Origin of the sequence: Actinospineispora acaciae DSM 45401, from assembly GCF_000620785.1 — a bacterium.
GTDB classification, from domain to species: domain Bacteria; phylum Actinomycetota; class Actinomycetes; order Mycobacteriales; family Pseudonocardiaceae; genus Pseudonocardia; species Pseudonocardia acaciae.
The window spans coordinates 279,736-302,055 of sequence record NZ_JIAI01000006.1; the positions used below are offsets into that span (position 1 = coordinate 279,736).

Here is a 22,320-nt window from a genome sequence, read left to right on the forward strand (position 1 = left end):
CTGTGCACCTCCCGTTCCGTCGCCGGGGTGACAATACGGAGGTGAGCTACGAGCGACCGGGCCGCCGCGGCCGGCTGCGCATCTACCTCGGGTCCGCGCCCGGGGTGGGCAAGACGTACGCGATGCTCGGCGAGGGCCGCCGGCGCGCCGAACGCGGCACCGACGTGGTGGTCGGCATCGTGGAGGCGCACGGCCGGCCGAAGACGGAGGCGCTCCTGGAGGGCCTCGAGCTCATGCCGCGCCGGAAGCTGACCTACCGGGACAACCAGTTCGAAGAGCTGGACATCGCCGCGGTGCTGGCCCGCCGGCCCCGGGTCGCGCTGGTCGACGAGCTGGCGCACACCAACGTCCCCGGGTCGGTCCACGAGAAGCGCTGGCAGGACATCGACGACCTGCTCGACGCCGGCATCGACGTGCTGTCCACGGTGAACGTCCAGCACCTGGAGTCGCTCAACGACGTGGTCGAGAAGATCACCGGGGTGCGGCAGCGGGAGACCGTGCCCGACGAGTGGGTGCGCGGCGCCGAGCAGATCGAGCTGGTCGACATCACCCCGGAGGCGCTGCGGCGGCGGATGGCGCACGGCAACATCTACCCGCCGGAGAAGGTGGACGCCGCGCTGTCCAACTACTTCAAGCCGGTCAACCTGGTGGCGCTGCGCGAGCTGGCGCTGCTGTGGGTGGCCGACGAGGTGGACGTGGCGCTGCGCCGCTACCGGGCCGAGCAGCAGGTCACCGACGTCTGGGAGGCGCGCGAGCGGGTCGTGGTGGCCGTCACCGGCGGGCCGGAGAGCGAGACGGTGATCCGTCGGGCGGCCCGGATCGCCAAGCGGGCCGGCGGTGACGGCGACCGGGCCGACCTGATGTGTGTGCACGTGCTGCGCGGCGACGGCCTGGCCGGGGCGCCGCCGGGGGCGCTGGCCAGGCTGCGCCGGCTGGCCGACGACGTGGGCGCCTCGTTCCACACCGTGGTCGGTGGGGAGGACGTGCCGGCCGCGCTGCTGGACTTCGCGCGCGGGGCGAACGCCACCCAGCTGGTGCTGGGGACCTCGCGGCGGTCCCGGCTGGCGCGGCTGTTCAACCAGGGCATCGGCGCGAGCGTGGTGCAGGACTCCGGGCCGATCGACGTGCACATGGTCACCCACGCCGAGGCCGGCGGTGGGTCGCGGCGGTGGGTGCCGCGCAGCCCGCTGTCGTTCACCCGCCGGACGGTGGGGTGGCTGCTGTCCGTGCTGGCTCCCGCCGTGGCCACGGCGGCCGGCGTGTTCCTGGACGGGGTGATCGGCCTGTCCACGGACGTGGTGCTGTTCTTCCTGGCCACCGTGTTGGTGGCGCTGGTCGGCGGGCTCGGGCCGGCGCTGCTGGCGGCGGTGGCCGGCGGGCTGATGCTCAACTGGTTCCTCACCCCGCCGCTGTACACGTTCACCATCGCCGAGCGGGAGAACGTGATCACCCTGTCGGTCATGATGGTGGTGGCCGTCGCGGTGGCGCTGGTGGTGGACAGGGCGGCCCGGCGCGCGGAGCAGGCCGCCGCCGCGCGCACCGAGGCCGCGCTGCTCGCCTCGTTCGCCCGTACCGTGCTGACCAGGACCGACCCGCTGCCCCGGCTGCTGGAGAAGGTGAGCGAGGCGTTCGGGCTGCGGTCGGTGGCGGTCCTGGAGCGCTCCTCGGAGGCGCCCAGCGGCTGGCGGTACGCGGCCTGCGTCGGCCCGCCGGACTGCTTGCGGCCCGAGGACGCGGAGGTCGACGTCGCCGTCGACCCGGACGTGCACCTGATCGGCCAGGGCCGCCCGCTCGCGGCCGCCGACCGCCGCGTGCTGGAGACCGTCGGCGGGCAGGCGCTGCTCGCGCTGCGCAGCCAGCGGATGGCCGCCGAGGCCGCCGAGGCGCACCGCAAGGTGGAGGGCGCCGAACTGCGCTCCGCGCTGCTGTCCGCGGTCGGTCACGACCTCCGTACCCCGCTCACGTCGATCAAGGCGGCGGCCGGTAGCCTCCGCGATCCCGAGCTGGCGCTGTCCGATGCGGACCGGGCCGAGCTGCTGGCCACCGTGGAGGAGTCCGTGGACAGGCTGACCGCCCTGGTGGACAACCTGCTCGACTCCTCGCGGCTGGCCGCCGGGGCGGTGGTGCCGCTGCCGAAGCCGGTGGGCTACGACGAGGTCGTTGCGCTCGCGCTGGCCGGGGTGGAGGGCGCCCGGCGGGTGCGGGTGGAGATCGACGAGAGGCTGCCGGCCGTGCTGGCCGACGCGGGCCTGCTGGAGCGGGTGGTGGCGAACGTGGTGGACAACGCGCTGCGGCACGGGCGGGGCGCGCCGATCGCGGTGCGGGCCAGCGCGCACGCCGACCGGGTGGAGCTGCGGGTGGTCGACTCCGGCCCCGGGGTGCCGGCGAACGCGGTGGACGACCTGTTCACGCCGTTCCAGCGGCTCGGCGACCGGGACGCGACCAGCGGCGTGGGCCTCGGGCTGAGCGTGGCGCGCGGGTTCACCACGGCGATGGGCGGCACGCTCACCGCCGAGGACACCCCCGGCGGCGGGTTGACGGTCGTGATCTCCTTACCGGCCGTGACCTCGCCCGAGCCCGCCGAGCCGGCGCCGGGGGTGTACACGTGACGCGGGTGCTGGTCGTCGACGACGACGCGCAGATCCTGCGCGCGCTGCGGATCAACCTGGCCGCGCGCGGGTACCAGGTGCTCACCGCCGTGGACGGGGCGAGCGCGCTGCGGGCCGCGGCGGACGGTCACCCCGACGTGGTGGTGCTCGACCTCGGGCTGCCGGACATGGAGGGCACCGACGTGATCGCCGGGCTGCGCGGCTGGACGCAGGTGCCGATCGTGGTGCTGTCCGCGCGGACGGACTCGAACGAGAAGGTCGACGCGCTGGACGCGGGCGCGGACGACTACGTGACCAAGCCGTTCGGCATGGCCGAGCTGCTGGCCAGGCTGCGGGCGGCGGTGCGGCGCTCGGCGGTGGCGCAGGTGGACGGCGAGCCGGTGGTGAAGACCGCGACGTTCACCGTGGACCTGGCGGCGAAGAAGGTGGTCCGGGACGATGCCGAGGTGCACCTGACGCCCACCGAGTGGGGCATCCTCGAACAGCTGGTGCGCAACCAGGGCAAGCTCGTCGGCCAGCGCCAGCTGCTGCAGGAGGTGTGGGGTCCCGCCTACGGCAAGGAGACCAACTACCTGCGCGTCTACCTGGCACAGCTGCGCCGCAAGCTCGAACCCGACCCGTCCCGCCCGCAACACCTGATCACCGAGCCGGGCATGGGCTACCGTTTCGAACCGTGAACGTGCGTTTACGGGTGCTCACGGTCAACGTCCAGAACGGCGCCGGCGACCCTCGCCGCACCGGGATCCTGGCCGACGGGCTGCGCCGGCTGGAGCCCGATGTCGTCGCGTTCCAGGAGGTCCTCGGCCGCGACCAGCTCGACGGGCTGCTGGACGGCACGGGGCTGTCGCACCGCACGCACCAGGCCGACGTGCTGGCGTACGAGCCGCCGTTCGCCGACCGCTACGGCGGCAACGCGGTCGCGAGCCGGTGGCCGCACCGGGTCGTGGAGGTCCTCGACCAGCGCAAGGCCGGCGCGCCCGACGTGCCGTGGTGCACGCTCGCGGCGGCCGTCGAGGTGCCGTCGCTGGGGGAGATGCTGTTCATCGCCACCACCGCGTCCTGGCGGTTGGACGCCGAGGCCGCCAGGGAACGGCAGGCGCTCGCGCTGGTCGACCTGGACGCGAGGCACCGCCGCGAGCTGCCCACCGTGATCGCCGGCGACCTGAACGCCTCGCCGGACGCGTCCAGCATCCGGTATCTGACCGGTCGCCAGTCACTGAACGGGCTGAGCGCGTGCTACCACGACGCCTGGGAGGTAGCCGGCTCTGGGGCCGGCCACACCTGGTCCGTGGACAACGCCGCCGGCCGCGCCGAGATCGACGCCGTGGTCCGCCAGCCCGGCCACCGCCGGCGCATCGACTACGTCCTGGTCGGCTCGTGGCACTCCCACCCGCGTGCCAGCGCCCGGGTCCGGTCCGCGACGCTCGCGTTCGACACCCCGGTCGACGGCGTCTGGCCCAGCGACCACTACGGCGTGCTGGTCGACCTGGATGTCGCTACCGACCCCGACCGCCCGTAACCCCGGGCGGTTCGGAGGTGTCCAGCTCGCGGACCGCATTGGCGATCAGTCCGCGCACCTCGCGCCCGTACACCGCCGACCGCCGCAGCCGCTCGAACGCCTTCGCGTACACAGCGATCTCCCTGGGCTGCGTGATCGTCAGCGCCGCGGTCCAGGTCTCGACGTCCACGGAGGTTTCGTCGAAGATCCAGAAGCCCTCGCGGGGCATGAGAGTGCGTGGCGCTGTGGTCGGGATGATGCCCAGGCTGACGCGATGCAAGCCTTGCACCGTGAGGAGCCGATCGAGCTGCCCCGCCATGGTGTCGGCATCTCCGACCCGGGTGCGCAGTGCCTGTTCCTCCATCACAAGAAGGAATCGGCGGTCGCCTGAGTAGAGCACCTGCTGGCGCTCCATGCGGGCGGCCACCGCCTCGTCGACGTCGTTGGGAATCTCCCGGAACTCGATGATGCCTGCCATGATCGCGGACGCGTAGTCGGGAGTCTGGAACAGACCAGGGACGAGCGCCGGCTCGTAGATCCGGAAGAGCCGAGTGCGTTTGTACTGGGGGATGCCGGCCACCTGGAGGTGCTTCATCCCGGTGCGCTGCAGCCGGCGCCATTCGACGTACATCGACTCGATGGAGCGGACCGTCGCGATCAGGTCGGGAACCTGGTCCTCGGCGTTGCAGTGCCGACACCAGGTCCGCAGGTCGTTCTCGCTGGGCGTCTGGGTGCCGTGCTCGATCTTGGAGATCTTGGTGAAGTACCAGCCCGCTCGCGTGGCGAGAGCGCGGCCGGTGAGGTCCGCGTCCTTGCGGATGTCACGCAGCCGCGCTCCCAGCGCCTGCCGCGCCTGGTCAGTGGGGTTGGTAGTCACCGTGCGGAGTGGCCACCTGCCATACGGCGTCGAAGGCCGAGTGGCACAACTTGATCACTGCAGGTTCGGTGAGCAGCTCGTTTCCCGCCCAGCCGCCATCCCCCGTGAAGAGGTTGACCAGCAGCTTCCTGTCGTCGAAGAGCCAGAAGTCGTTGCCGGGCAAGGCGATCCCGGTCGCCAGCCGCCGCGGAAGCCATCGAACCTCCTCGCCGGCCTCGATGTTCTCGTACGTCGACTCCCATTCGTACTGAATGTAGTCGGTGACAGGCTCGGAGACGATCCGAGCGCGCAGGACGATCGCACCGCGCTGGACGGTGTCCTGAATGAGCGTGTGCCAGGGCCGCCACCAGTCCTCTCGCGCCGTCGGCCACTCCAGCTTCCCGGCCCGCCACCGCGCGAACTCCTCTTTCTCCTCATCGACCGCGTATCGGTCCCGCATCTCCAGGTGGTATGCGAAATGTTCGACGGATCGGAACATCTCGCGCCATTGGTCAAGCGTCAACCGTTGCATGCTCTTCCCCCATCAAGATACGGAGCGCGGCGGATACTTCGATGACGGTCTCGTGTGCTGGAATCGTCATCTGGGCGAGAGCCTCGGCATCGGTGACCTTGCGGCCCTTGATGACGTACGTATCGTGGTCCGTGCGGATGATCAACGGTGGCTTCGTGCCGTCGGTAGCCGTCAACGTGCTCTTGGAGAGGTGCGTCATCAGTCGAATCGGTACCTCCACACACGTTTCGTCGATTTTCAGGTCGAGCCGAGCGAGGATCTTCGGATCGCTCACCTTCCAGCCTTGTATGAGAAAGGTCTTTCGATCTGTGTCGAACAGTGTCGGCGAACCGCCATCCTGCGTCTCCTTGTCCAGGAACCGAATCTTCACGATCGCCCTCCTGTCGGAATCATTGCGACAGACTCCCGAAGTTCCTGTAATCTTGGTTGCGAAGGATGCGTTCGTCAAGCTTTCTACCAGCTATAACGTCTGGTTGAGGAATCTGTAGCAACATGCTTGGAGTGGCTCTGTTCGGTGTTCTACCGTGCGCGGTCATGAGCGACAGGGGGCGGCGACGGGATACCGAACTCCGCCACGAAACGACCTGGATGACCTGCGTTCTCGACCGGCTCGAGCACGCCGTGAGCCTTGAGGACTTCGGCGCCGGACTACGGCTTGGACTGGGCTACTACACCGCCGTCTGCGGGCATGTCACGTTCCCGCAGGCGCTCGTCTCGCCACACGGCCGGCCGTGCCCGGAGTGCACACTCCGGCTCGCGCTGGGCGCGGACGGAAAAACAGCGGGAAAGCTGCGCAGGCTGGCGGCGGCCGGGCGTCGGCTGCGAATCGTCCGGCGGGCTCAATAGCCGAAGTTCTGGACCCAGTAGCTGCCGTTGGGGACGTAGCCGATGCCGATCGTCTTGAACTCGCAGCGCAGGATGTTCTCCCGGTGCGACGGCGAGTTCATCCAGATGTTCATGACCTGCGAGGCGGACTTGTAGCCGCGCGCGATGTTCTCCCCGCCGGTGTTCTGGTAGCCGGCGGCGCGTTCCCGGTCGGCGAAACCGTTGCCGCTCGGGTCGTTGTGGCTGAAGAAGCCCTGGCCGGCCATGTTCTCGCCGTGTCGCTGCGCCGACTTGTTGAGCCGGGAGTCCACCTGCAGCGGCTTGCAACCGGCCGCGGCGCGGCGCGCGTTGGTGAGCGCCACCATCTGGGCGGCCGGGCCGGACAGTCCCGGGGTGGCCGGTTTCGGCGGGGGCGGCGGTGGTGGCGGCGGGCCGGGGGGCGGCGGCACCGCGATCGGCGGCGGGGCGGGCAGCGGCAGACCCAGGCCCCCCGGCGGCAACGGCGCGGTGGAGGCGTCGTCGAGCGGGACCGGGCCGACCGCGAGCGGGTCGCCGCTCGCGGAGACGTCGGGCGGCGGCGGAGGAGGCGTCGCCGACCGGGGGCCCACCACCACGGCCACCACCGCGACGAGTGCCCCACAGCCCAGTCCGGCGAGCACCGGGATCATCCGCTGCCGCCCCCTGTTGGTCACAGTGGGTGAACGTAGCAGACTGCGGAGCGTGCACTCCGGTAGCGCCATTCGGCTGACGGCATGGGTACACGGTTACGTCCAAGGGGTGGGTTTCCGCTGGTGGACCCGTGCCCGAGCGTTGGAGTTGGGCCTGGTCGGAAGCGCCTCGAACCTGGCCGACGGGCGGGTCGAGGTGGTAGCCGAGGGTGCCCGCGAGGCCTGTGAGGCCCTGCTCGCGGCGTTGCGCGGCGGCGGGACCCCGGGGCGGGTGGACCGGGTGGTGGAGCGCTGGAGCCCCGCCAAGGGCTCGCTTACGACATTCGTGGAGCGCTAAGGCTGTTACGGGAGTGGCTGAACCGGGTTACGAGGGGTGGCTTGTACCCTTAGACGGTTCGCGTGAGCTGCGTCAACCGTTCCGACGGCCACGCCGACGTCTTCGGAACCCGACGAGAGGCCAGCCACGAGGTGCATCTCAAGAGCCTGACGCTGAAGGGCTTCAAGTCCTTCGCCTCGGCCACCGAGCTGCGGCTGGAGCCGGGCATCACCTGCGTGGTCGGCCCGAACGGCTCCGGCAAGTCGAACGTGGTCGACGCGATCATGTGGGTGTTCGGCGAGCAGGGGGCCAAGGCCCTGCGCGGCGGCAAGATGGAGGACGTCATCTTCGCCGGCACCGCCGGGCGGCCGCCGCTCGGGCGCGCCGAGGTCACCCTGACCATCGACAACTCCGACGGCGCGCTGCCCATCGACTACTCCGAGGTGTCCATCACCCGCCGGATGTTCCGCGACGGCGCCGGCGAGTACGAGATCAACGGCAACACCTGCCGGCTGCTGGACATCCAGGAGCTGCTGTCCGACTCCGGCATCGGCCGCGAGATGCACGTGGTGGTCGGCCAGGGCCAGTTGGCCGCGATCCTGGAGTCCAAGCCGGAGGAGCGGCGCGCCTTCATCGAGGAGGCCGCCGGCGTGCTCAAGCACCGCAAGCGCAAGGAGAAGGCGCTGCGGAAGCTCGACGCGATGCAGACCAACCTGACCCGGCTCACCGACCTGACCGGCGAGCTGCGCCGCCAGCTCAAGCCGCTGGGCAAGCAGGCCGAGATCGCCCGCCGGGCGCAGACCGTGCAGGCCGACCTGCGGGACGCCAAGCTCCGCCTCGCCGCGGACGACCTGGTCACCCTGCGCGCGGAGCTGGCCAAGGAGGAGGCCGACGAGGCGGTGGCCAGGGCGCGGCGTGCCGAGATCGAGCAGGCGCTCACCGCCGCCCGCGAGGTCCTGGCCGCCAAGGAGGCCGAGCTGGCCGCCGCCCAGCCCGCGCTGACCGCCGCCCAGGAGACCTGGTACCGGCTGTCCTCGCTGGCCGAGCGGCTGCGCGGCACCGTCCGGCTGGCCGCCGAGCGCGGCCGGCACCTCTCCGAGCCGGTCGAGGCCGCCGGCACCGGGCGCGACCCCGAGGAGCTGGAGGCCGAGGCGGAGGCCATCTCCGAGCAGGAGGACGAGCTGGTCGCCGCCGTGGCCGACGCCCGCCGCGCCCTGAACGCCACCCTGGAGGAGCTGTCCACCAGGGAGCGCGCGCTGGCCGACGCCGAGCGCGAGCACCTGGCCGCCGTGCGCGCCGTCGCCGACCGCCGCGCCGGGCTGGCCACCCTGGAGGGACGGGCCGAGGCCCTGCGCAGCAAGTCCGCGGCCACCGCCGAGGAGATCGAACGCCTGTCCGGGGCGCTCGCCGAGGCCCAGGCCCGCACCGAGGCCGCCGAGGCCGAGCTGTCCGTGCTGCAGGCCGACTACGGCGCCCTGGACGAGGGCCCGGACGGCGCCGCCGGCCTCGACCAGCGCGGCCGCGCCGCCGTGGACGCCCACGAGGAGGCCGCCAAGCGGGTCTCCGAGCTGGTCGCCAACGAGCGTGAGCTGGAGCGCGAGCGGGCCCACTGGAAGGCCCGCACCGAGGCGCTCTCGCTCGGCCTGCGGCGCAAGGACGGGGTGGCCGCGCTGCTGGCCGCCGGCGACCGGCTGCCCGGCCTGCTCGGTTCGCTGGCCGGGCTGCTCAGCGTGCGCCCCGGCGCGGAGGCGGCGCTGGCCGCGGCGCTCGGCGGGCTGGCCGAGGGGGTGGCGGTCTCGTCGGCCGCCGACGCGGTGGCCGCGCTGGAGCTGCTCAAGTCCGACGGCGCCGGCCGGGCGGGCATCGTCGTGGGCTCCTCGGCCGGCGGTGCTCTTGTCCGTCCCCGCTTACCCGACGGCGCTCGGTGGGCGGACGAGCTGGTCACCGTGTCCGACGAGCTGCGTGCATCGGTACGCCAGGCGCTGGCCGGTGTGATCCTGGTGGACGACCTGGCCACCGCCCAACGGGTGGTCGACGCGCTGGCGTCCGAGCTGCCGACCGTCCGCGCGGTGACCACCGACGGCGACCTGGTCGGCGTCGGATGGGCGCTGGGCGGCTCGTCGAACGACCAGAGCGCGATCGAGGTCCAGGCCGCCATCGAGGAGGCCGCCGAGGCCGCTCAGGACGTGGACGGCAAGCTGGAACGGCTGCGCGCCACCCTGGACGGCGCCCGCGCCGAGGAGGCCGCGCGCCTGGCCGACGTGGAAGCCGCGCAGGAGGCCCAGAGCGCCGCCGACGCGCACCGCGCCGCCGTCGCGCAGAAACTTGGCCGGGCCGACCAGGCGGTTCGCTCGGCGGTCGCCGAGGCCGAGCGGCTGCAGCGCCAGCGCGACGAGGTCGAAGCCACCCGCATCGAGGCCCTGGGCGCCCTGGACGAGGCCGAACGGCGCCTGGAAGCCGCCCAGGACGAGCCGACCGAGGACGAGCCCGACACCACCGCCCGCGAGGAGGCCGCCGACCGGCTGGCCACCGCGCGCGCCGAGGAGATGGAGGCCCGCCTGGGCCTGCGCACCGCCGAGGAGCGGGCCCGCGCGATCGCCGGCCGGGCCGACTCGCTGCGCCGCCAGGCCCGCTCGGAGCGCGACGCCCGCGCCCGGGCGGCGTCGGCGCGCGCGGCCCGCGAACGCGGCGCATCGATCGCCGAAGCGGTCCGCTCGGCCGGCGAAACCGCCCTGGAACGCATCGAGGTCTCGCTGGCCACCGCCGAGGCCGAACGCGAAGCGGCCAGGGCGGCCCGCGACTCCGGCGAGTCCGCGGTAGGCGAGGTCCGCGCCCGAACCGGCCAGCTCACCGGCGAACTGGAACGCCTCACCGACGCCGTCCACCGCGACGAGGTCCTCCGCGCCCAGTCCCGCCTGAAGGTCGAGCAGCTGGAGTCGCGCATCGCCTCCGACTTCGGCATCGGCCTGGAGGAACTGGTCGTCGAGTACGGCCCCGACCAGGGCGTGCCACCCGGCCCCGACGAGCTGGCCGAGTACGAGGCCGCCAAGGAGCGCGGCGAGGACGTCGTGGCGCCGCCCCCGCTGCCCTACGACCGCGCGACCCAGCAACGCCGCGCCCAACGCGCCGAGCGCGACCTCGCCCAGCTAGGCAAGGTCAACCCGCTGGCCCTGGAGGAGTTCGCCGCGCTGGAGGAGCGCTACCGCTTCCTGTCCACCCAGCTCGAAGACCTCAAGGCCACCCGGCGGGATCTGCTCACCGTGGTCCGCGAGGTGGACGAGAAGATCCTCGAGGTGTTCACCACGGCGTACAACGATGTGGCGCGCGAGTTCCAGGTCGTGTTCGGGACCCTGTTCCCCGGCGGCGAGGGCCGGCTGGTGCTGACCGAGCCGGATGACATGCTGACCACCGGTGTGGAGGTGGAGGCGCGCCCGCCGGGTAAGAAGGTCAAGCGGCTGTCGCTGCTGTCCGGTGGTGAGAAGTCGCTGACCGCGGTGGCGATGTTGGTGGCCATCTTCCGTGCGCGGCCGTCGCCGTTCTATGTGTTGGACGAGGTCGAGGCGGCGCTGGACGATGCGAACCTGCGGCGGTTGATTGGTCTGTTGGAGGAGTTGCGTGGCACCTCGCAGCTGATCATCATCACGCATCAGAAGCCGACCATGGAGGTTGCTGACGCCCTGTACGGGGTGAGCATGCGCGGCGATGGCATCACGACAGTTGTTTCGCAGCGTTTGCGCGGGGTTCCCGCCGGGACTGGGTAGTAGGGCCTGCCGTTCGTACTGGTGACCGTCCCGGCTTGGGTGGGTGGTTGGGGTCGTGGCGAGCGCGTGGGTGGCTGGGTTTGGGTGGGCTGGGCACGGCGCTCGGCGCCCGACGACTTCGTCGCCGGCCATCGAACAACGTCTGGTCGCGTTTTGTCTGTTTGATCTTTTTCGGGACCCGGGGTTGTTTCGGGATCAGACGATATTCAGTGGCCGGTGACGCCGAAGGCGTTGCCGGGCGTCGAGCGCCGTGCCCAGCCATCCTGGGGTGACCACCTGGCGCTCGTCCCATCGGGTGAACCTGCGAAAGCCGCCTACTGGACCACTCGGAAACTGTCAGGGGTCGAACATACGGTCGACTCGTGGATCTGGTCGCGTTGGGTGCGGGGTTGGCGGAGCTTGCGCCAGGCCCGGAGCTGTGCGCGGCCCTGGCCCAGGTGTGGTTGGGTGCGGTGCCCAACGATCAGGTGATCGAGGTGCTGCGGGCGCAGGCCCGCCAGCTTGCCCACGAGCAGGCCCGGATGCTGGCCACGCTGGTCGAGGTCTCCCGCACCACCCCAGGTCTGGTGGGCCCGGCCCGGGCTGACGAGGCGTATGAGTGGGCGTCGGGGGAGATCTCGGCGGCGTTGCGCTGGACGGGGCGGGCGGCGGATCGGGAGTTGGCGTTCGCCCAGACCGTGGTGTCGCGGCTGCCCCGAGTGTTCGCCGCGTTGTGGGCGGGGCGGATCGACCGGGCCAGGGCGTGGGTGTTCGCCGATCACCTCGACGACAGCTGCGGGCTGTCGGGCGAGCAGGTGGCGGCGATCTGCGCGCACCTGGTCCCACTCGCGGAGGGGTTGACCACGGGGGAGTTGGCCGGGCGGTTGCTGCGCGCGATCCTCGCCGTGGACCCCGATCACGCGCAGCGGCGTTACCGCCGCGCGGTGCGTGAGCGGGAGGTGGTCTCCTACCTCGACCGCGACGGCACCGTCACCATCAGCGCCCACCGACTCGCCCCCGACGAGGCGGCGGCGGCCACCGAACGACTCCGCGCGCTCGCCGCGGCGGTCAAGCGGGCGGGGCATCCCGGGCGGCTGCCCCAGATCCAGGCCGACCTGTTCTGCGCGCTGCTCAACGGCCGCTACCACCACCACACCCGAGCCCAGATCATCGCCGACATGCTCACCCACGCCCCGGACAAGCCGCCGGGGGCGCGGGCGGGGGTGGAGATCCGCGTCGGGCTGGGCACCCTGCTCGGCCGCGACGATGACCCCGGCGAGATCCCTGGCCTCGGCCCGGTACTCGCCTCGACCGCCCGCGACCTGGTCGCGGCGCAAACCTGGGGCGGGCGGTGGCGGTACGCGGTCGTCGACCCCGACGGCTACCTCATCCTGGCCGGCGCCATCCGCCACCGCCCCACCAGCGGTTCGGGCGGGCGCTCGGATGGTGGCATCGTCGAAATCCACGTCCCGGCCGACCTGCTGGAACACCTGGCCGCGCACCGCGTTGAGGCCGGGCGCTGGGCCGGGGTGATCGCCGAGATCACCGCCCAGTACCGCGACCGCGACCGGCTCCACGCCGCCCTCGACCACAACCCCGCCGCCCGCTTCGCCGATGCCGCGCTGGCCCGGCACACCGAGGTCCGCGACCGCACCTGCACCTTCATCGGCTGCCGCTGCCCCGCCCGGCACTGCGATCTCGACCACACCATCGACCACGCCCACGGCGGCGCCACCACGCACAGCAACCTCGGCCCCGGCTGCGGCCGCCACCACCCCTTCAAACACAAACTGGGCTGGCGACTCGAACAGCCACGACCAGGCCACTTCACCTGGACCAGCCCACTCGGGCACACCTACCACACCCGAGGCCAACCCATCACACCCCCACACGCCCCACGACCCCCACCCGTCCCACCACCGTTCTGATCAACGAACCGGTGTCCTACGGCGGCGGGATGGACCACCCCGCCGCCGTGGATCCGGCGTGCCCGGCGGGCGGTTCGGGGGCGTGACTGGCCGCGATGTCAGGATGGAGCACGTGAGAGACGTGGTCGCCGGGTCTGTGTTGCTCGGCCAGGGGCAGGCTGGATCGGTCGCCGTGACCTGGATCGTGGTCGCGGTGGTGGTCGTGGTGCTGCTGCTTGCGCTGGTCGTCGGGCTGGTGGCGTCCCGGCGCCGGCGGGTGAGCCTGCGGCGCGACGAGTCGGAGCCGGCGGCCGAGCGCGGCTACCGCGGCGGCGGGGAGATCAGCTTCTCCTCGGGGGTGGCGACCGAGGAGCGGCCCGCGCCCGCCGAGGCCCAGGAGCCGGCCGGGCACGCGGAGTCGGCGGAGCCGGCTGAGTCGGCTGAGTCGGCGGCGGCGGTCGCTCCGGACGAGGGCGCCCCGCCGGCGGCTCCGGCCGGTGCGCCCTCGGCGGCGGTCGAGGAGATCGAGCCGGCGGAGGGGCGGCTGGAACGGCTGCGCGGGCGGCTGGCGGGATCCCGGTCGGCGTTCGGGCAGGGGCTGGTCGGGCTGCTCGGCGGCGGCGAGCTGGACGAGGACTCGTGGCAGGACGTCGAGGACACCTTGCTCATGGCCGATCTTGGCGCGGAGACGACCGGCGAGCTGGTCGCCACGCTGCGCAGCGAGATGGCGGCCAAGGGGGTGCGGACTCCGGAGCAGGCGCGCGAGGTGTTGCGGGCGGTGCTCATCGAGGCGCTCTCGCCCGGGCTGGACCGCTCGGTGCGCGCGTTGCCGCACGACGGGCGGCCGGCGGTCGTGCTGGTGGCCGGCGTGAACGGCACCGGCAAGACCACCACGACCGGCAAGCTGGCCAGGGTGCTGGTGGCCGGCGGGCGCGGCGTGGTGCTGGGCGCGGCGGACACGTTCCGGGCGGCGGCCGCCGAGCAGTTGGCCACCTGGGGCGAGCGGGCCGGCGCGGCGGTGGTGCGCGGGGCGGAGGGCGCGGACCCGGCGAGCGTGGCGTTCGAGGCCGTCAAGCGGGCCAGCGAGGACGGCGCGGACGCCGTGCTGTTGGACACCGCCGGGCGGTTGCACACCAAGACCGGCCTGATGGACGAGCTCGGCAAGATCAAGCGCGTGGTGTCCCGGCAGGGTGACGTGGACGAGGTCCTGCTGGTGCTCGACGCCACGACCGGGCAGAACGGCGTCATCCAGGCCCGGGTGTTCGGTGAGGTCATCGACGTGACGGGCATCGTGCTGACCAAGCTGGACGGGACCGCCAAGGGCGGCATCGTGTTCCGCGTGCAGCGCGAGCTGGGCGTGCCCGTGAAGCTGGTCGGGCTCGGTGAGGGGCCCGACGACCTCGCGCCCTTCGAACCCGCCGCGTTCGTCGACGCGCTTTTGGACTGAGCGCTTCTGGACTGAGCGCTTTTGGACCGAGCGCTCCTGGGCTGACGTAACGCGGGTGTAACGCGGCGGGGTGGCCCGTTCACCGGGGCGCAACAGAGGGCGCCACTCGGCGAAACATCCAGGTTCGACCCTTCTGGCCAGAGTCTTGGCCGGCTAACAGGAGGGCCGATCACGTGATCAACGCAGGGAGTACCGCCTGGGTGCTCGCCAGTGCCGCGCTGGTGATGCTCATGACCCCGGGCCTGGCGTTCTTCTACGGGGGGATGGTCCGCAGCAAGAGCGTGCTCAACATGCTCATGATGAACTTCGTCTGCCTGGCGGTGGTCGGGGTGCTGTGGGTGCTCTACGGCTACTCGATGGCGTTCGGCAACGACGCCGGGGGAGGGCTGGTCGGGGGGTTCGGGTTCGCCGGGCTGAGCCATGGCGTCGCGGGGACGCTGGTGGGGCCGGACTCGGACAAGATCCCGATGCTGGCGTTCGTGATGTTCCAGCTGATGTTCGCGGTGATCACGCCGGCGCTGATCTCCGGGGCGATCGCGGACCGGACCAGGTTCCTGGCCTGGGGCGTGTTCGTGGTGGTCTGGGCGAGCCTCGTCTACTTCCCGGTGGCGCACTGGGTGTTCGCGTTCGACGGGTTCGCCTCCGAGCATGGCGGCTGGATCGCCAACGCGCTCAAGGCGGAGGACTTCGCGGGGGGCACGGCGGTGCACATCAACGCGGGCGCCGCGGGGCTCGCGCTGGCGCTGGTGCTGGGGCGGCGGCGAGGCTGGCCGCGCGAGCCGATGCGGCCGCACAACCTGCCGTTCGTGCTGCTCGGCGCGGGGTTGCTGTGGTTCGGGTGGTTCGGGTTCAACGCCGGGTCCGCGCTGGCCGCGAACGACCTGGCCGGGCTGGCGTTCACCAACACGATGACGGCCACGGCGGCGGCGGTGCTGGGCTGGCTGGTGGTCGAGCAGTTCCGAGACGGCAGGCCGACGACCCTGGGCGCGGCCTCGGGCGCGGTGGCCGGGCTGGTGGCGATCACGCCGGCGTGCGCGTTCGTCAGCCCGGTCGGGTCGATTCTGCTCGGGCTGGTCGCCGGCGCGGTGTGTGCGCTGGCGGTCGGGCTGAAGTACCGGTTCGGGTTCGACGACTCGCTGGACGTGGTCGGTGTGCACCTGGTCGGCGGGCTGGTGGGCACCCTGCTGGTCGGGTTGCTCGGCACGGACGCCTACAACTCGGCGAGCGTGAACGGGCTGTTCTACGGCGGCGGGTTCGGCCAGCTCGGTCGCCAGGCCGTCGCGGCGGTCGCGGTGTTGGCGTACTCGTTCGTCATCACGCTGGTCATCGGCCTGGTCATCAAGTACACCATCGGCTTCCGGGCCGATCCCGAGGCCGAGGTCGGCGGCATCGACGAGGCCGAGCACGCGGAGAGCGGCTACGACTTCTCCACCCTGGGCGGCCGCGTCGGCGGCGGCCTGGGCGCATCCCAGCACGTCCTGGTCGGCGCCGGCCCGCCGGCGGAGAAGGCGGAGCAGACGGACGACACCGTCACCGCCACGAAGGAGGGCTGAAGGCATGAAGCTGATCACGGCGATCGTCAAGCCGTTCGTGCTGGAGGACGTCAAGGGCGCACTGGAGCGGATCGGCGTGCTGGGCATGACGGTCAGCGAGGTGCGCGGCTACGGCCGGCAGAAGGGGCACACCGAGGTGTACCGGGGCTCGGAGTACTCCGTCGACTTCGTGCCCAAGGTCCGCGTCGAGGTCGTCGCCGACGACGCGCTGGCGGACAAGGTCGTCGACGCGGTCATGGAGTCCGCCCGCACCGGCAAGATCGGCGACGGCAAGGTCTGGGTGAGCGTCGTCGAGTCGGTGGTCAGGGTCCGTACGGGGGAACGCGGCGCGGACGCCGTCTAAGAGCGGGGTGGGGGGCGACCGTGATCAACGCGGGCAGCACGGCGTGGGTGCTGGTGAGCGCGGCCCTGGTGATGGTGATGACGCCGGGGCTGGCGTTCTTCTACGGCGGACTGGTGCGCTCCAAGAGCGTGCTCAACATCATGATGATGAGTTTGGTCTGCCTCGGCGTGGTCGGGGTCCTCTGGGCGGTGTTCGGCTACTCGCTGGCGTTCGGCGAGGACCTGGGCGGCGGGCTGCTCGGTGGGCTCGGCCACGCCGGGCTGCGGGACGCGGCGGCGGTGGTCGGGCCGGAGTCCGACCGCATCCCGCTGCTCGCCTACGCCATGTTCCAGCTGATGTTCGCGGTGATCACCGCCGCGCTGCTGGCCGGCGCGATCGCGGACCGGGCCAGGTTCTGGAGCTGGACGGCCTTCGTGGCGCTCTGGACCTGCCTGGTGTACCTCCCGCTGGCGCACTGGGTGTTCGCCGTCGACGGCTACGCGGCCGAGCACGGCGGCTGGATCGCCAACCGGCTCAAGGCGCTGGACTTCGCCGGCGGCACCGTTGTGGAGATCAACTCCGGGGCGTCCGCGCTGGCGCTCGCGCTCGTACTGGGCCGCCGCCGGGGCTGGCCGCGTGACCCGATGCGCCCGCACAACATGCCGAACGTGCTGCTCGGGGCCGGGCTGCTGTGGTTCGGCTGGTTCGGGTTCAACGCCGGCTCGGCGCTCGCGGTGGGCGCGGTGGCGGCCAACGCGTTCGCCACCACGATGACCGCCTCGGCCGCCGCCGTGATCAGCTGGCTGGTCTACGAGCAGGTCACCGACGGCCGGCCGACCACGCTGGGCGCGGCGTCCGGGGCGATCGCCGGGCTGGTTGCGATCACGCCGGCCTGCGGGTTCGTCGACACCTGGGGCGCGCTGGTCATCGGCGGCGCGGCGGGTGTGGTGTGCGCGCTGGCGATCAAGCTGAAGTATCGGCTCGGCTACGACGACTCGCTGGACGTGGTGGCGCTGCATGGCGTCGGCGGGCTGCTCGGCACCGTGCTGCTCGGCCTGTTCGCCACCGCGAAGGTCAACCCGGCCGGCGCGGACGGGCTGTTCTACGGCGGCGGGCTCGGCCAGCTGGGCAGGCAGGTGGTGGCCGCGGCGGTCGCCATGTGCTACGCCTTCGCCGTCAGCCTGTTGCTGGCCTGGCTGGTGCGCGTCACGATCGGCTTCCGGGTGCATGGCGACATCGAGCACGCCGGCATCGACGAGGCGGAGCACGCGGAGAGCGGCTACGACCTGTCCACCGTCGGCTCCACCGGGCGGGGGATCATGAGCTTCGTGACGTCTGGGATGGCCGGCGGGCACGCGGAGAGCGCCGAGGAGGAGGACAGCGTCCGATGAAGCTGGTGACCGCGATCGTCAAGCCGTTCGTGCTGGAGGACGTGAAGGGCGCGCTGGAGCGGCTGGGCGTGCTGGGCATGACGGTCAGCGAGGTGCAGGGGTTCGGCCGGCAGAAGGGGCACACCGAGTTCTACCGGGGCGCGGAGTACACAGTCGACTTCGTGCCGAAGATCAGGGTCGAGGTCGCGGTGGACGACGCGCTGGTGGAGAAGGTGGTGGAGGCGGTCGTCAGCGCCGCGCGCACCGGCAAGATCGGCGACGGCAAGGTCTGGGTCACGGCGCTGGAGACGGTGGTCAGGGTCCGCACCGGGGAGCGTGGCAGTGACGCCTTGTAGGTCCGGGTGACCGGAGTCGCCGACGACCTGGTCGGGGCGCGGGCGCTGCTGCTCACGCCGGCCGCCGGCAAGCGCAGGCTGGGGCCGGCGGAGCTGCGCGGCGCGCTGGTCGAGCTGTACGAGTTCTGGCTGGCCTCCCGGGCGGCCGCGATCGGCCTGACCGAGGGCGCCGCGCTGCTCGCGGTGGGCGCGCTGGGTCGCCGCGAGCTGGTGCCGTACTCCGACCTGGACCTGGTGCTGGTGCACGAGCGGCGCTCGGACGCCGAGCGGCTGGCCGAGCGGCTGTGGTACCCGCTCTGGGACGCCGGCATCGGGCTGGACCACTCGGTCCGCACGCCCGGGCAGGCCGTGCAGGTCGCGGCCACCGACCTGCGCGCCGCGCTCGGCCTGCTGGAGGCCCGCCACCTGGCCGGCCAGCGGGAGCTGTCCGAGAAGGTCGACACGGCGGTGCGGCGGGCCTGGCGGGCGGGCATCAGGACCCGGTTCGACGAGCTGGAGCGGATGACCCGGCAGCGGTGGGCGCGCAGCGGCGACGTGGCGCACCGCGTCGAGCCGGACCTGAAGAACGGCCGGGGCGGGCTGCGCGATGTCTCGCTGCTGGACGCGCTGGCCGCCGCGCAACTGATCGACAGGCCGTCCGCCGAGGTGGCCGAGGCCCGGCTACTGCTCCTGGACGTCCGTACCGAACTGCACCGCCTGGCCGGGCGCGCCAGGGACGTGCCGCGCACCCAGGACGCCGACGACATCGCCGCCGAGCTGGAGCTGGGCGACAGGTTCGACCTGGCGCGGGCGCTGTCCGGCGCGGCCCGCACCGTCGGCTACGCGGTCGACGTGGGCCTGCGGTCGGCCCGCGCCGCGCTGCCCCGCCGAGGCCTGGCCGCGCTGCGGCGGGCCCCGGTGCGCCGGCCGCTGGACGAGGGCGTGGTGGAGCACAGCGGCGAGGTGGCACTGGCTCGCGACGCGCTGGCGGCCAAGGACCCGGCGCTGGCCCTGCGGGTGGCGGCCAGCGCGGCCCGCACCGGGCTGCCGATCGCGGCCGGCACCCTGACCCGGCTGGCCGACACCGCCCCCGAGCTGCGCGAACCGTGGCCGCACGCGGCGCTGACCGAGCTGCTGTCCCTGCTCGGCTCCGGGCACCGGCTGGTCGACGTCGTCGAGGCGCTGGACCGGGGCGGGCTGTGGGGCCGGCTGTTCCCGGAGTGGGGCGCGGTGCGCGACCTGCCGCCCCGCGACCGCGCGCACGTCTGGACGGTGGACCGCCACCTGGTGGAGGCCTGCGCGCGCGCCGCCGAGCTGACCACCCAGGTGGCGCGGCCGGACCTGCTGCTGCTCGGCGCGCTGCTGCACGACATCGGCAAGGGCCGCGACGCCGACCACTCGGTGGTGGGCGAGTGCCTGGCCCGGCAGGTCGGCGCCCGGCTCGGGCTGCCCGGGGACGACGTGCGCACGCTGGCCGCCATGGTTCGCCACCACCTGCTGCTGCCGGACACCGCCACCCGCCGCGACCTGGACGACCCGGCCACCGTGGGCCGCGTGGTGCAGACCCTGGACGGCGACCCCCGGCTGCTGGAGCTGCTCGGCGCGCTGGCCGAGGCCGACTCGCTGGCCACCGGCCCCGGGGTGTGGAGCCCGTGGAAGCGCGCGCTGATCGCCGAGCTGGTCGACAGGTGCCACGCGGTCATGACCGGCGCACCCCCGCCGCACCCCCGGCGACCGCCCGGGCCGGCACCCGAACCGCTGGACCCGCCGCTGCGCGAGCTGGCCGTCTCGGCCGCCGGTACCGGACGTCCCCAGGTGGCGGTGCGCGCCGGAGAGACCGGCGCACCGGCCACCGTGCTGGTGGCGCTGCCCGACCGCCCCGGCACGCTGTCCAGCGCCGCCGGCGTGCTCGCCCTGCACTCGCTGGAGGTGCACGCCGCCGCCGTCCGCTCCCACGAGCTCACCGCCGCCGACGCGTTCACCGTCTCGCCCCGGTTCGGCCGGATGCCCGACCCGGCGGTGCTGCGCGAGGACCTGGCTCGGGTGCTGGACGGCGGGCTGGACCTGGCCGAGGCGCTGGCCCGCAAGGAGCGCGACTACCGCCGGCCGGAAGTGGACGAGCCGGTCCGGCCGAGGGTGCTGTGGTTCGACGACGAGGCCACCGGCGCCGTGGTGCTCGAACTGCGCGGCACCGACCGGATCGGGCTGCTCTACCGGGTCGCGGCCGCGCTGGAACGCTGCCGGGCGGACATCCGGTGGGCCAAGGTGGAGACCCTGGGCTCCTCGGTCGTCGACTCGTTCTGCCTGGTCGGCCCGGACGGCGAGGCGTCGCTGCCGCCGGAGTACCGGCTCCGCCTGGAGCAGGCCGTCCTGGCCGCCGCTCTGGCCTGAGGAGCACCGGTCCGATCATGAGCCGTTCGGCCGGCGCGTCCGTGTTACTCCTCGAGTCGGGGAGACGGCGCGATGGTTCGAATGGTCCTGGTCGTTGTGGTGATGGTTGTCGCCCTGCTGGGGACGGCGGCCGCCGCGTTCGCGGCCGAGGAGGAGACCATCACGGTCTGGATCACCGGCTACTCGTTCCAGGACAACCAGGGCGGGAACAACGCCCGCATCTGCTGCGGGGCCGTGCATCCGGAAGCGGGCGGGTCCGGCACCTTCGACGACCCGATCACGGTCGCGGTGCCCGGGCGTGGCGGGCGCGGAATGCAGACGCCCGCCGGGGTCAGGTTCTACGCCCCGCACCTGAGGCGGTACCTGATCGTCGAGGACTCCGGCGCGTCCGCGTCGGCCCAGGTGCACCTGGACGTGTACGTCGGCGGCGCGGGCCTGCCGAGGTCGGCCTCCGACCGGTGCATGAACCAGATCACCTCCCGCTCGGCACCTGTGATCAGAAACCCCCGTCCGGGCTACCCGGTCACGGCTGGCCCCCTGACCGGCCCGAACGGCTGCCACATCTAGCGGGCAGAATGCCGGGAGTGACCCGTGATCTTGATTTGTTGCTGGCCGAGATGGACGTGCAGTGGGGGTTCGACCGGTCGCGGCTGCTGCGCGGGCCGAACGTCCTGGTCATCGCGGCGGCCGCGGACGCGCTCACGGCGGCGGTGTCCGGCGAGGTCCCCGATGAGCTGGCCGCACAACTGGTCGAGCGCGTCGAGAGCTCGGCGCCCACGACGCCCGGCGAGCCGCCGGCGGCCGTCGAGGAGTGCCGCGCGCTGCTGCCCGGTCCGCTGGTGCTCGCCGGAGGCCCGAGCTACCTGGTCACCCCGCCGGTTCCGGTGACACCCACGGTGCCGGTGCTGCGCTCGGACGACGCCGACGCCGACTCCGTGGCGTCGGCCCGCCCGGACAACTGGGAGCCCGACGAATGGCACAAGCTGCTCACCCGGGCGGCCGGCGCGCCCTGGGCCATGGTGGTGCTCGACGGCCGGGTCGTCTCGATCTGCCACACCCCGCACCGGTCGCCGCTCGGCGTCGAGGCGGGAACCTGGACCGATCCGGAGTTCCGGGGCAGGGGCTACGCGGCCGCGACCACGGCGGCCTGGGCCGACCAGTTCACCGGTGACCGCCCGCACCTGTTCTACAGCACCAGCGCGGACAACACGTCCTCGCAGCGCGTCGCGGAACGAATCGCCGCGCGGCCCATCGGCTGGTTGTGGACGCTTGCCATTCCGAGCAACGAGCCGAGGAACGATCGGCCCGCACCGTCCGTTCATTCATAGTGACAGTGACGGCGGGCGGGCCGACCGTCCTGAAGGTGCACAAGCGATCGTTCGTGCTGGTCGCCGGGATCCCGGGGGCCGGCAAGAGCCGCCTGCTGCGCGGCCTGGACCTCGAACGGTCCGAACCGGCCCCGGTGGTGCTCGACTCCGAGCCGGTCCGGGACTGGCTGCGCGCCAGGTTGCCGCCCGGCACTCCGTACGGGCTCTACCGCGCGCTGGTGCACCTGTGGCACCGGCTGCGGTTGGTGGTCGCGATGTTCGCGCTGGTCGGGCCCGTGGTCGTGCACCTGCCCGCGACCGCCGCCTACACCCGCGCGGCGGTGCTGGTGCTCGCGGTGCTCGCGTTCCGGCACCGGTACCTGGTCTGGGTCGACGCGAACCCCGAGGACGCCCGCCGAGGCCAGGTCGGCCGGGGGCGGGTCCTGGGCCAGGGATGTTTCGACAGGCATGTCCGGCGCGGCACCGCGTTCGCCGCCGAGCTGCGCGGCGGCAGGCACCCGGCCGGCTGGCATCGCGTAACGTTGTTGGACAGGCGGCAGGCCACGCGCGGGCTGATGCTCGCGCACGCGGGCCCGCCGGCTCGCTGAAAGCCCGGCGCGCTGAAAGGACAGCCGTGCTCCTCT

General features: G+C 72.8%; 20 protein-coding genes. 16 read left to right on the forward strand and 4 right to left on the reverse strand.

Annotation, left to right across the window (positions count from 1 at the left end; genetic code table 11):
• Positions 1-41: 41 nt before the first annotated feature.
• From N912_RS0126935 to N912_RS0126945, 3 genes are read left to right on the forward strand one after another with little or no spacing between them, the layout of a single operon-like run.
• Positions 42-2,609, forward strand: coding sequence for a sensor histidine kinase (locus N912_RS0126935; protein WP_028924841.1), 2,568 nt, complete (start codon positions 42-44; stop codon positions 2,607-2,609).
• Positions 2,606-3,286, forward strand: coding sequence for a response regulator (locus tag N912_RS0126940; protein WP_028924842.1), 681 nt, complete (start codon positions 2,606-2,608; stop codon positions 3,284-3,286). The genes N912_RS0126935 and N912_RS0126940 overlap by 4 nt, the downstream gene beginning before the upstream one ends.
• Entirely contained in the window at positions 3,283-4,128 is an 846-nt protein-coding gene (locus N912_RS0126945) for an endonuclease/exonuclease/phosphatase family protein (protein ID WP_211261406.1), read from the forward strand. The genes N912_RS0126940 and N912_RS0126945 overlap by 4 nt, the downstream gene beginning before the upstream one ends.
• Here N912_RS0126945 and N912_RS54850 read toward each other — a convergent pair.
• The 3 genes from N912_RS54850 to N912_RS0126960 are packed head-to-tail and all read right to left on the reverse strand — an operon-like array spanning position 4,106 to position 5,865.
• Positions 4,106-4,984 (reverse strand): helix-turn-helix domain-containing protein, encoded by an 879-nt coding sequence (locus N912_RS54850; protein ID WP_051580842.1) that lies wholly within the window; start codon positions 4,982-4,984, stop codon positions 4,106-4,108. The genes N912_RS0126945 and N912_RS54850 overlap by 23 nt on opposite strands.
• Positions 4,965-5,486 (reverse strand): DUF6879 family protein, encoded by a 522-nt coding sequence (locus N912_RS0126955; protein WP_211261407.1) that lies wholly within the window; start codon positions 5,484-5,486, stop codon positions 4,965-4,967. Before N912_RS0126955 ends, N912_RS54850 begins: the two co-directional genes overlap by 20 nt.
• On the reverse strand, positions 5,476-5,865 hold the full coding sequence (locus tag N912_RS0126960) for a hypothetical protein (protein WP_028924845.1): 390 nt from the start codon (positions 5,863-5,865) through the stop codon (positions 5,476-5,478). Before N912_RS0126960 ends, N912_RS0126955 begins: the two co-directional genes overlap by 11 nt.
• A gap of 164 nt (positions 5,866-6,029) precedes the next feature.
• On the opposite strand from N912_RS0126960, the gene N912_RS63785 reads away from it, so the two are divergent.
• The gene (locus N912_RS63785; protein WP_028924846.1) at positions 6,030-6,341 is read left to right on the forward strand and encodes a hypothetical protein; all 312 of its coding nucleotides are present in this window, start codon (positions 6,030-6,032) and stop codon (positions 6,339-6,341) included.
• On the opposite strand, the gene N912_RS66515 is transcribed toward N912_RS63785, so the two are convergent.
• Positions 6,335-7,012: a CAP domain-containing protein gene (locus N912_RS66515; protein WP_064745382.1), complete on the reverse strand. Its 678-nt coding sequence runs from the start codon at positions 7,010-7,012 to the stop codon at positions 6,335-6,337. The two genes, N912_RS63785 and N912_RS66515, sit on opposite strands and share 7 nt — an antisense overlap.
• A gap of 28 nt (positions 7,013-7,040) precedes the next feature.
• Here N912_RS66515 and N912_RS0126975 point away from each other — a divergent pair, with 28 nt between their 5' ends.
• From N912_RS0126975 to N912_RS54870, 12 genes are all read left to right on the forward strand, one after another.
• Entirely contained in the window at positions 7,041-7,325 is a 285-nt protein-coding gene (locus N912_RS0126975; protein ID WP_037066709.1) for an acylphosphatase, read from the forward strand.
• A 131-nt stretch (positions 7,326-7,456) separates the two neighbouring features.
• Positions 7,457-11,065, forward strand: coding sequence for a chromosome segregation protein SMC (gene smc / locus N912_RS0126980; protein ID WP_028924849.1), 3,609 nt, complete (start codon positions 7,457-7,459; stop codon positions 11,063-11,065).
• A gap of 362 nt (positions 11,066-11,427) precedes the next feature.
• A complete protein-coding gene (locus tag N912_RS65285; RefSeq protein WP_037066711.1) occupies positions 11,428-12,972 on the forward strand; it encodes an HNH endonuclease signature motif containing protein in 1,545 nt (514 codons plus the stop codon).
• Between the two features lie 121 nt (positions 12,973-13,093).
• Positions 13,094-14,398 carry a signal recognition particle-docking protein FtsY gene (ftsY, locus tag N912_RS0126990; RefSeq protein WP_245645444.1) on the forward strand — a complete coding sequence of 435 codons (1,305 nt, stop codon included), beginning with the start codon at positions 13,094-13,096 and terminating at the stop codon, positions 14,396-14,398.
• Positions 14,399-14,571: 173 nt separating this feature from the next.
• The gene (locus tag N912_RS0126995; RefSeq protein WP_051580844.1) at positions 14,572-15,951 is read left to right on the forward strand and encodes an ammonium transporter; all 1,380 of its coding nucleotides are present in this window, start codon (positions 14,572-14,574) and stop codon (positions 15,949-15,951) included.
• Positions 15,952-15,955: 4 nt separating this feature from the next.
• Positions 15,956-16,294 (forward strand): P-II family nitrogen regulator, encoded by a 339-nt coding sequence (locus N912_RS0127000; RefSeq protein WP_028924853.1) that lies wholly within the window; start codon positions 15,956-15,958, stop codon positions 16,292-16,294.
• A gap of 20 nt (positions 16,295-16,314) precedes the next feature.
• The gene (locus N912_RS54860) at positions 16,315-17,664 is read left to right on the forward strand and encodes an ammonium transporter (protein ID WP_037066713.1); all 1,350 of its coding nucleotides are present in this window, start codon (positions 16,315-16,317) and stop codon (positions 17,662-17,664) included.
• Complete coding sequence (locus N912_RS0127010; protein ID WP_028924854.1) at positions 17,661-17,999, forward strand: P-II family nitrogen regulator; 339 nt, start codon at positions 17,661-17,663, stop codon at positions 17,997-17,999. Before N912_RS54860 ends, N912_RS0127010 begins: the two co-directional genes overlap by 4 nt.
• A gap of 6 nt (positions 18,000-18,005) precedes the next feature.
• On the forward strand, positions 18,006-20,369 hold the full coding sequence (locus N912_RS0127015; RefSeq protein WP_028924855.1) for a [protein-PII] uridylyltransferase: 2,364 nt from the start codon (positions 18,006-18,008) through the stop codon (positions 20,367-20,369).
• A gap of 72 nt (positions 20,370-20,441) precedes the next feature.
• Positions 20,442-20,936, forward strand: coding sequence for a hypothetical protein (locus tag N912_RS0127020; protein WP_211261408.1), 495 nt, complete (start codon positions 20,442-20,444; stop codon positions 20,934-20,936).
• 17 nt (positions 20,937-20,953) lie between these two features.
• Positions 20,954-21,697, forward strand: coding sequence for a GNAT family N-acetyltransferase (locus N912_RS60740; RefSeq protein WP_156994045.1), 744 nt, complete (start codon positions 20,954-20,956; stop codon positions 21,695-21,697).
• A 35-nt stretch (positions 21,698-21,732) separates the two neighbouring features.
• Positions 21,733-22,284 (forward strand): AAA family ATPase, encoded by a 552-nt coding sequence (locus tag N912_RS54870; protein WP_245645433.1) that lies wholly within the window; start codon positions 21,733-21,735, stop codon positions 22,282-22,284.
• The last annotated feature ends 36 nt before the right edge of the window (positions 22,285-22,320 follow it).

Coding starts and splice junctions, on each gene's coding strand:
- N912_RS63785 (WP_028924846.1), top strand. CDS start 6,030: ATGAGCGACAGGGGGCGGCGACGGGATACCGAACTCCGCCACGAAACG.
- N912_RS0127000 (WP_028924853.1), top strand. CDS start 15,956: ATGAAGCTGATCACGGCGATCGTCAAGCCGTTCGTGCTGGAGGACGTC.
- N912_RS0127010 (WP_028924854.1), top strand. CDS start 17,661: ATGAAGCTGGTGACCGCGATCGTCAAGCCGTTCGTGCTGGAGGACGTG.
- N912_RS0127020 (WP_211261408.1), top strand. CDS start 20,442: ATGGTTCGAATGGTCCTGGTCGTTGTGGTGATGGTTGTCGCCCTGCTG.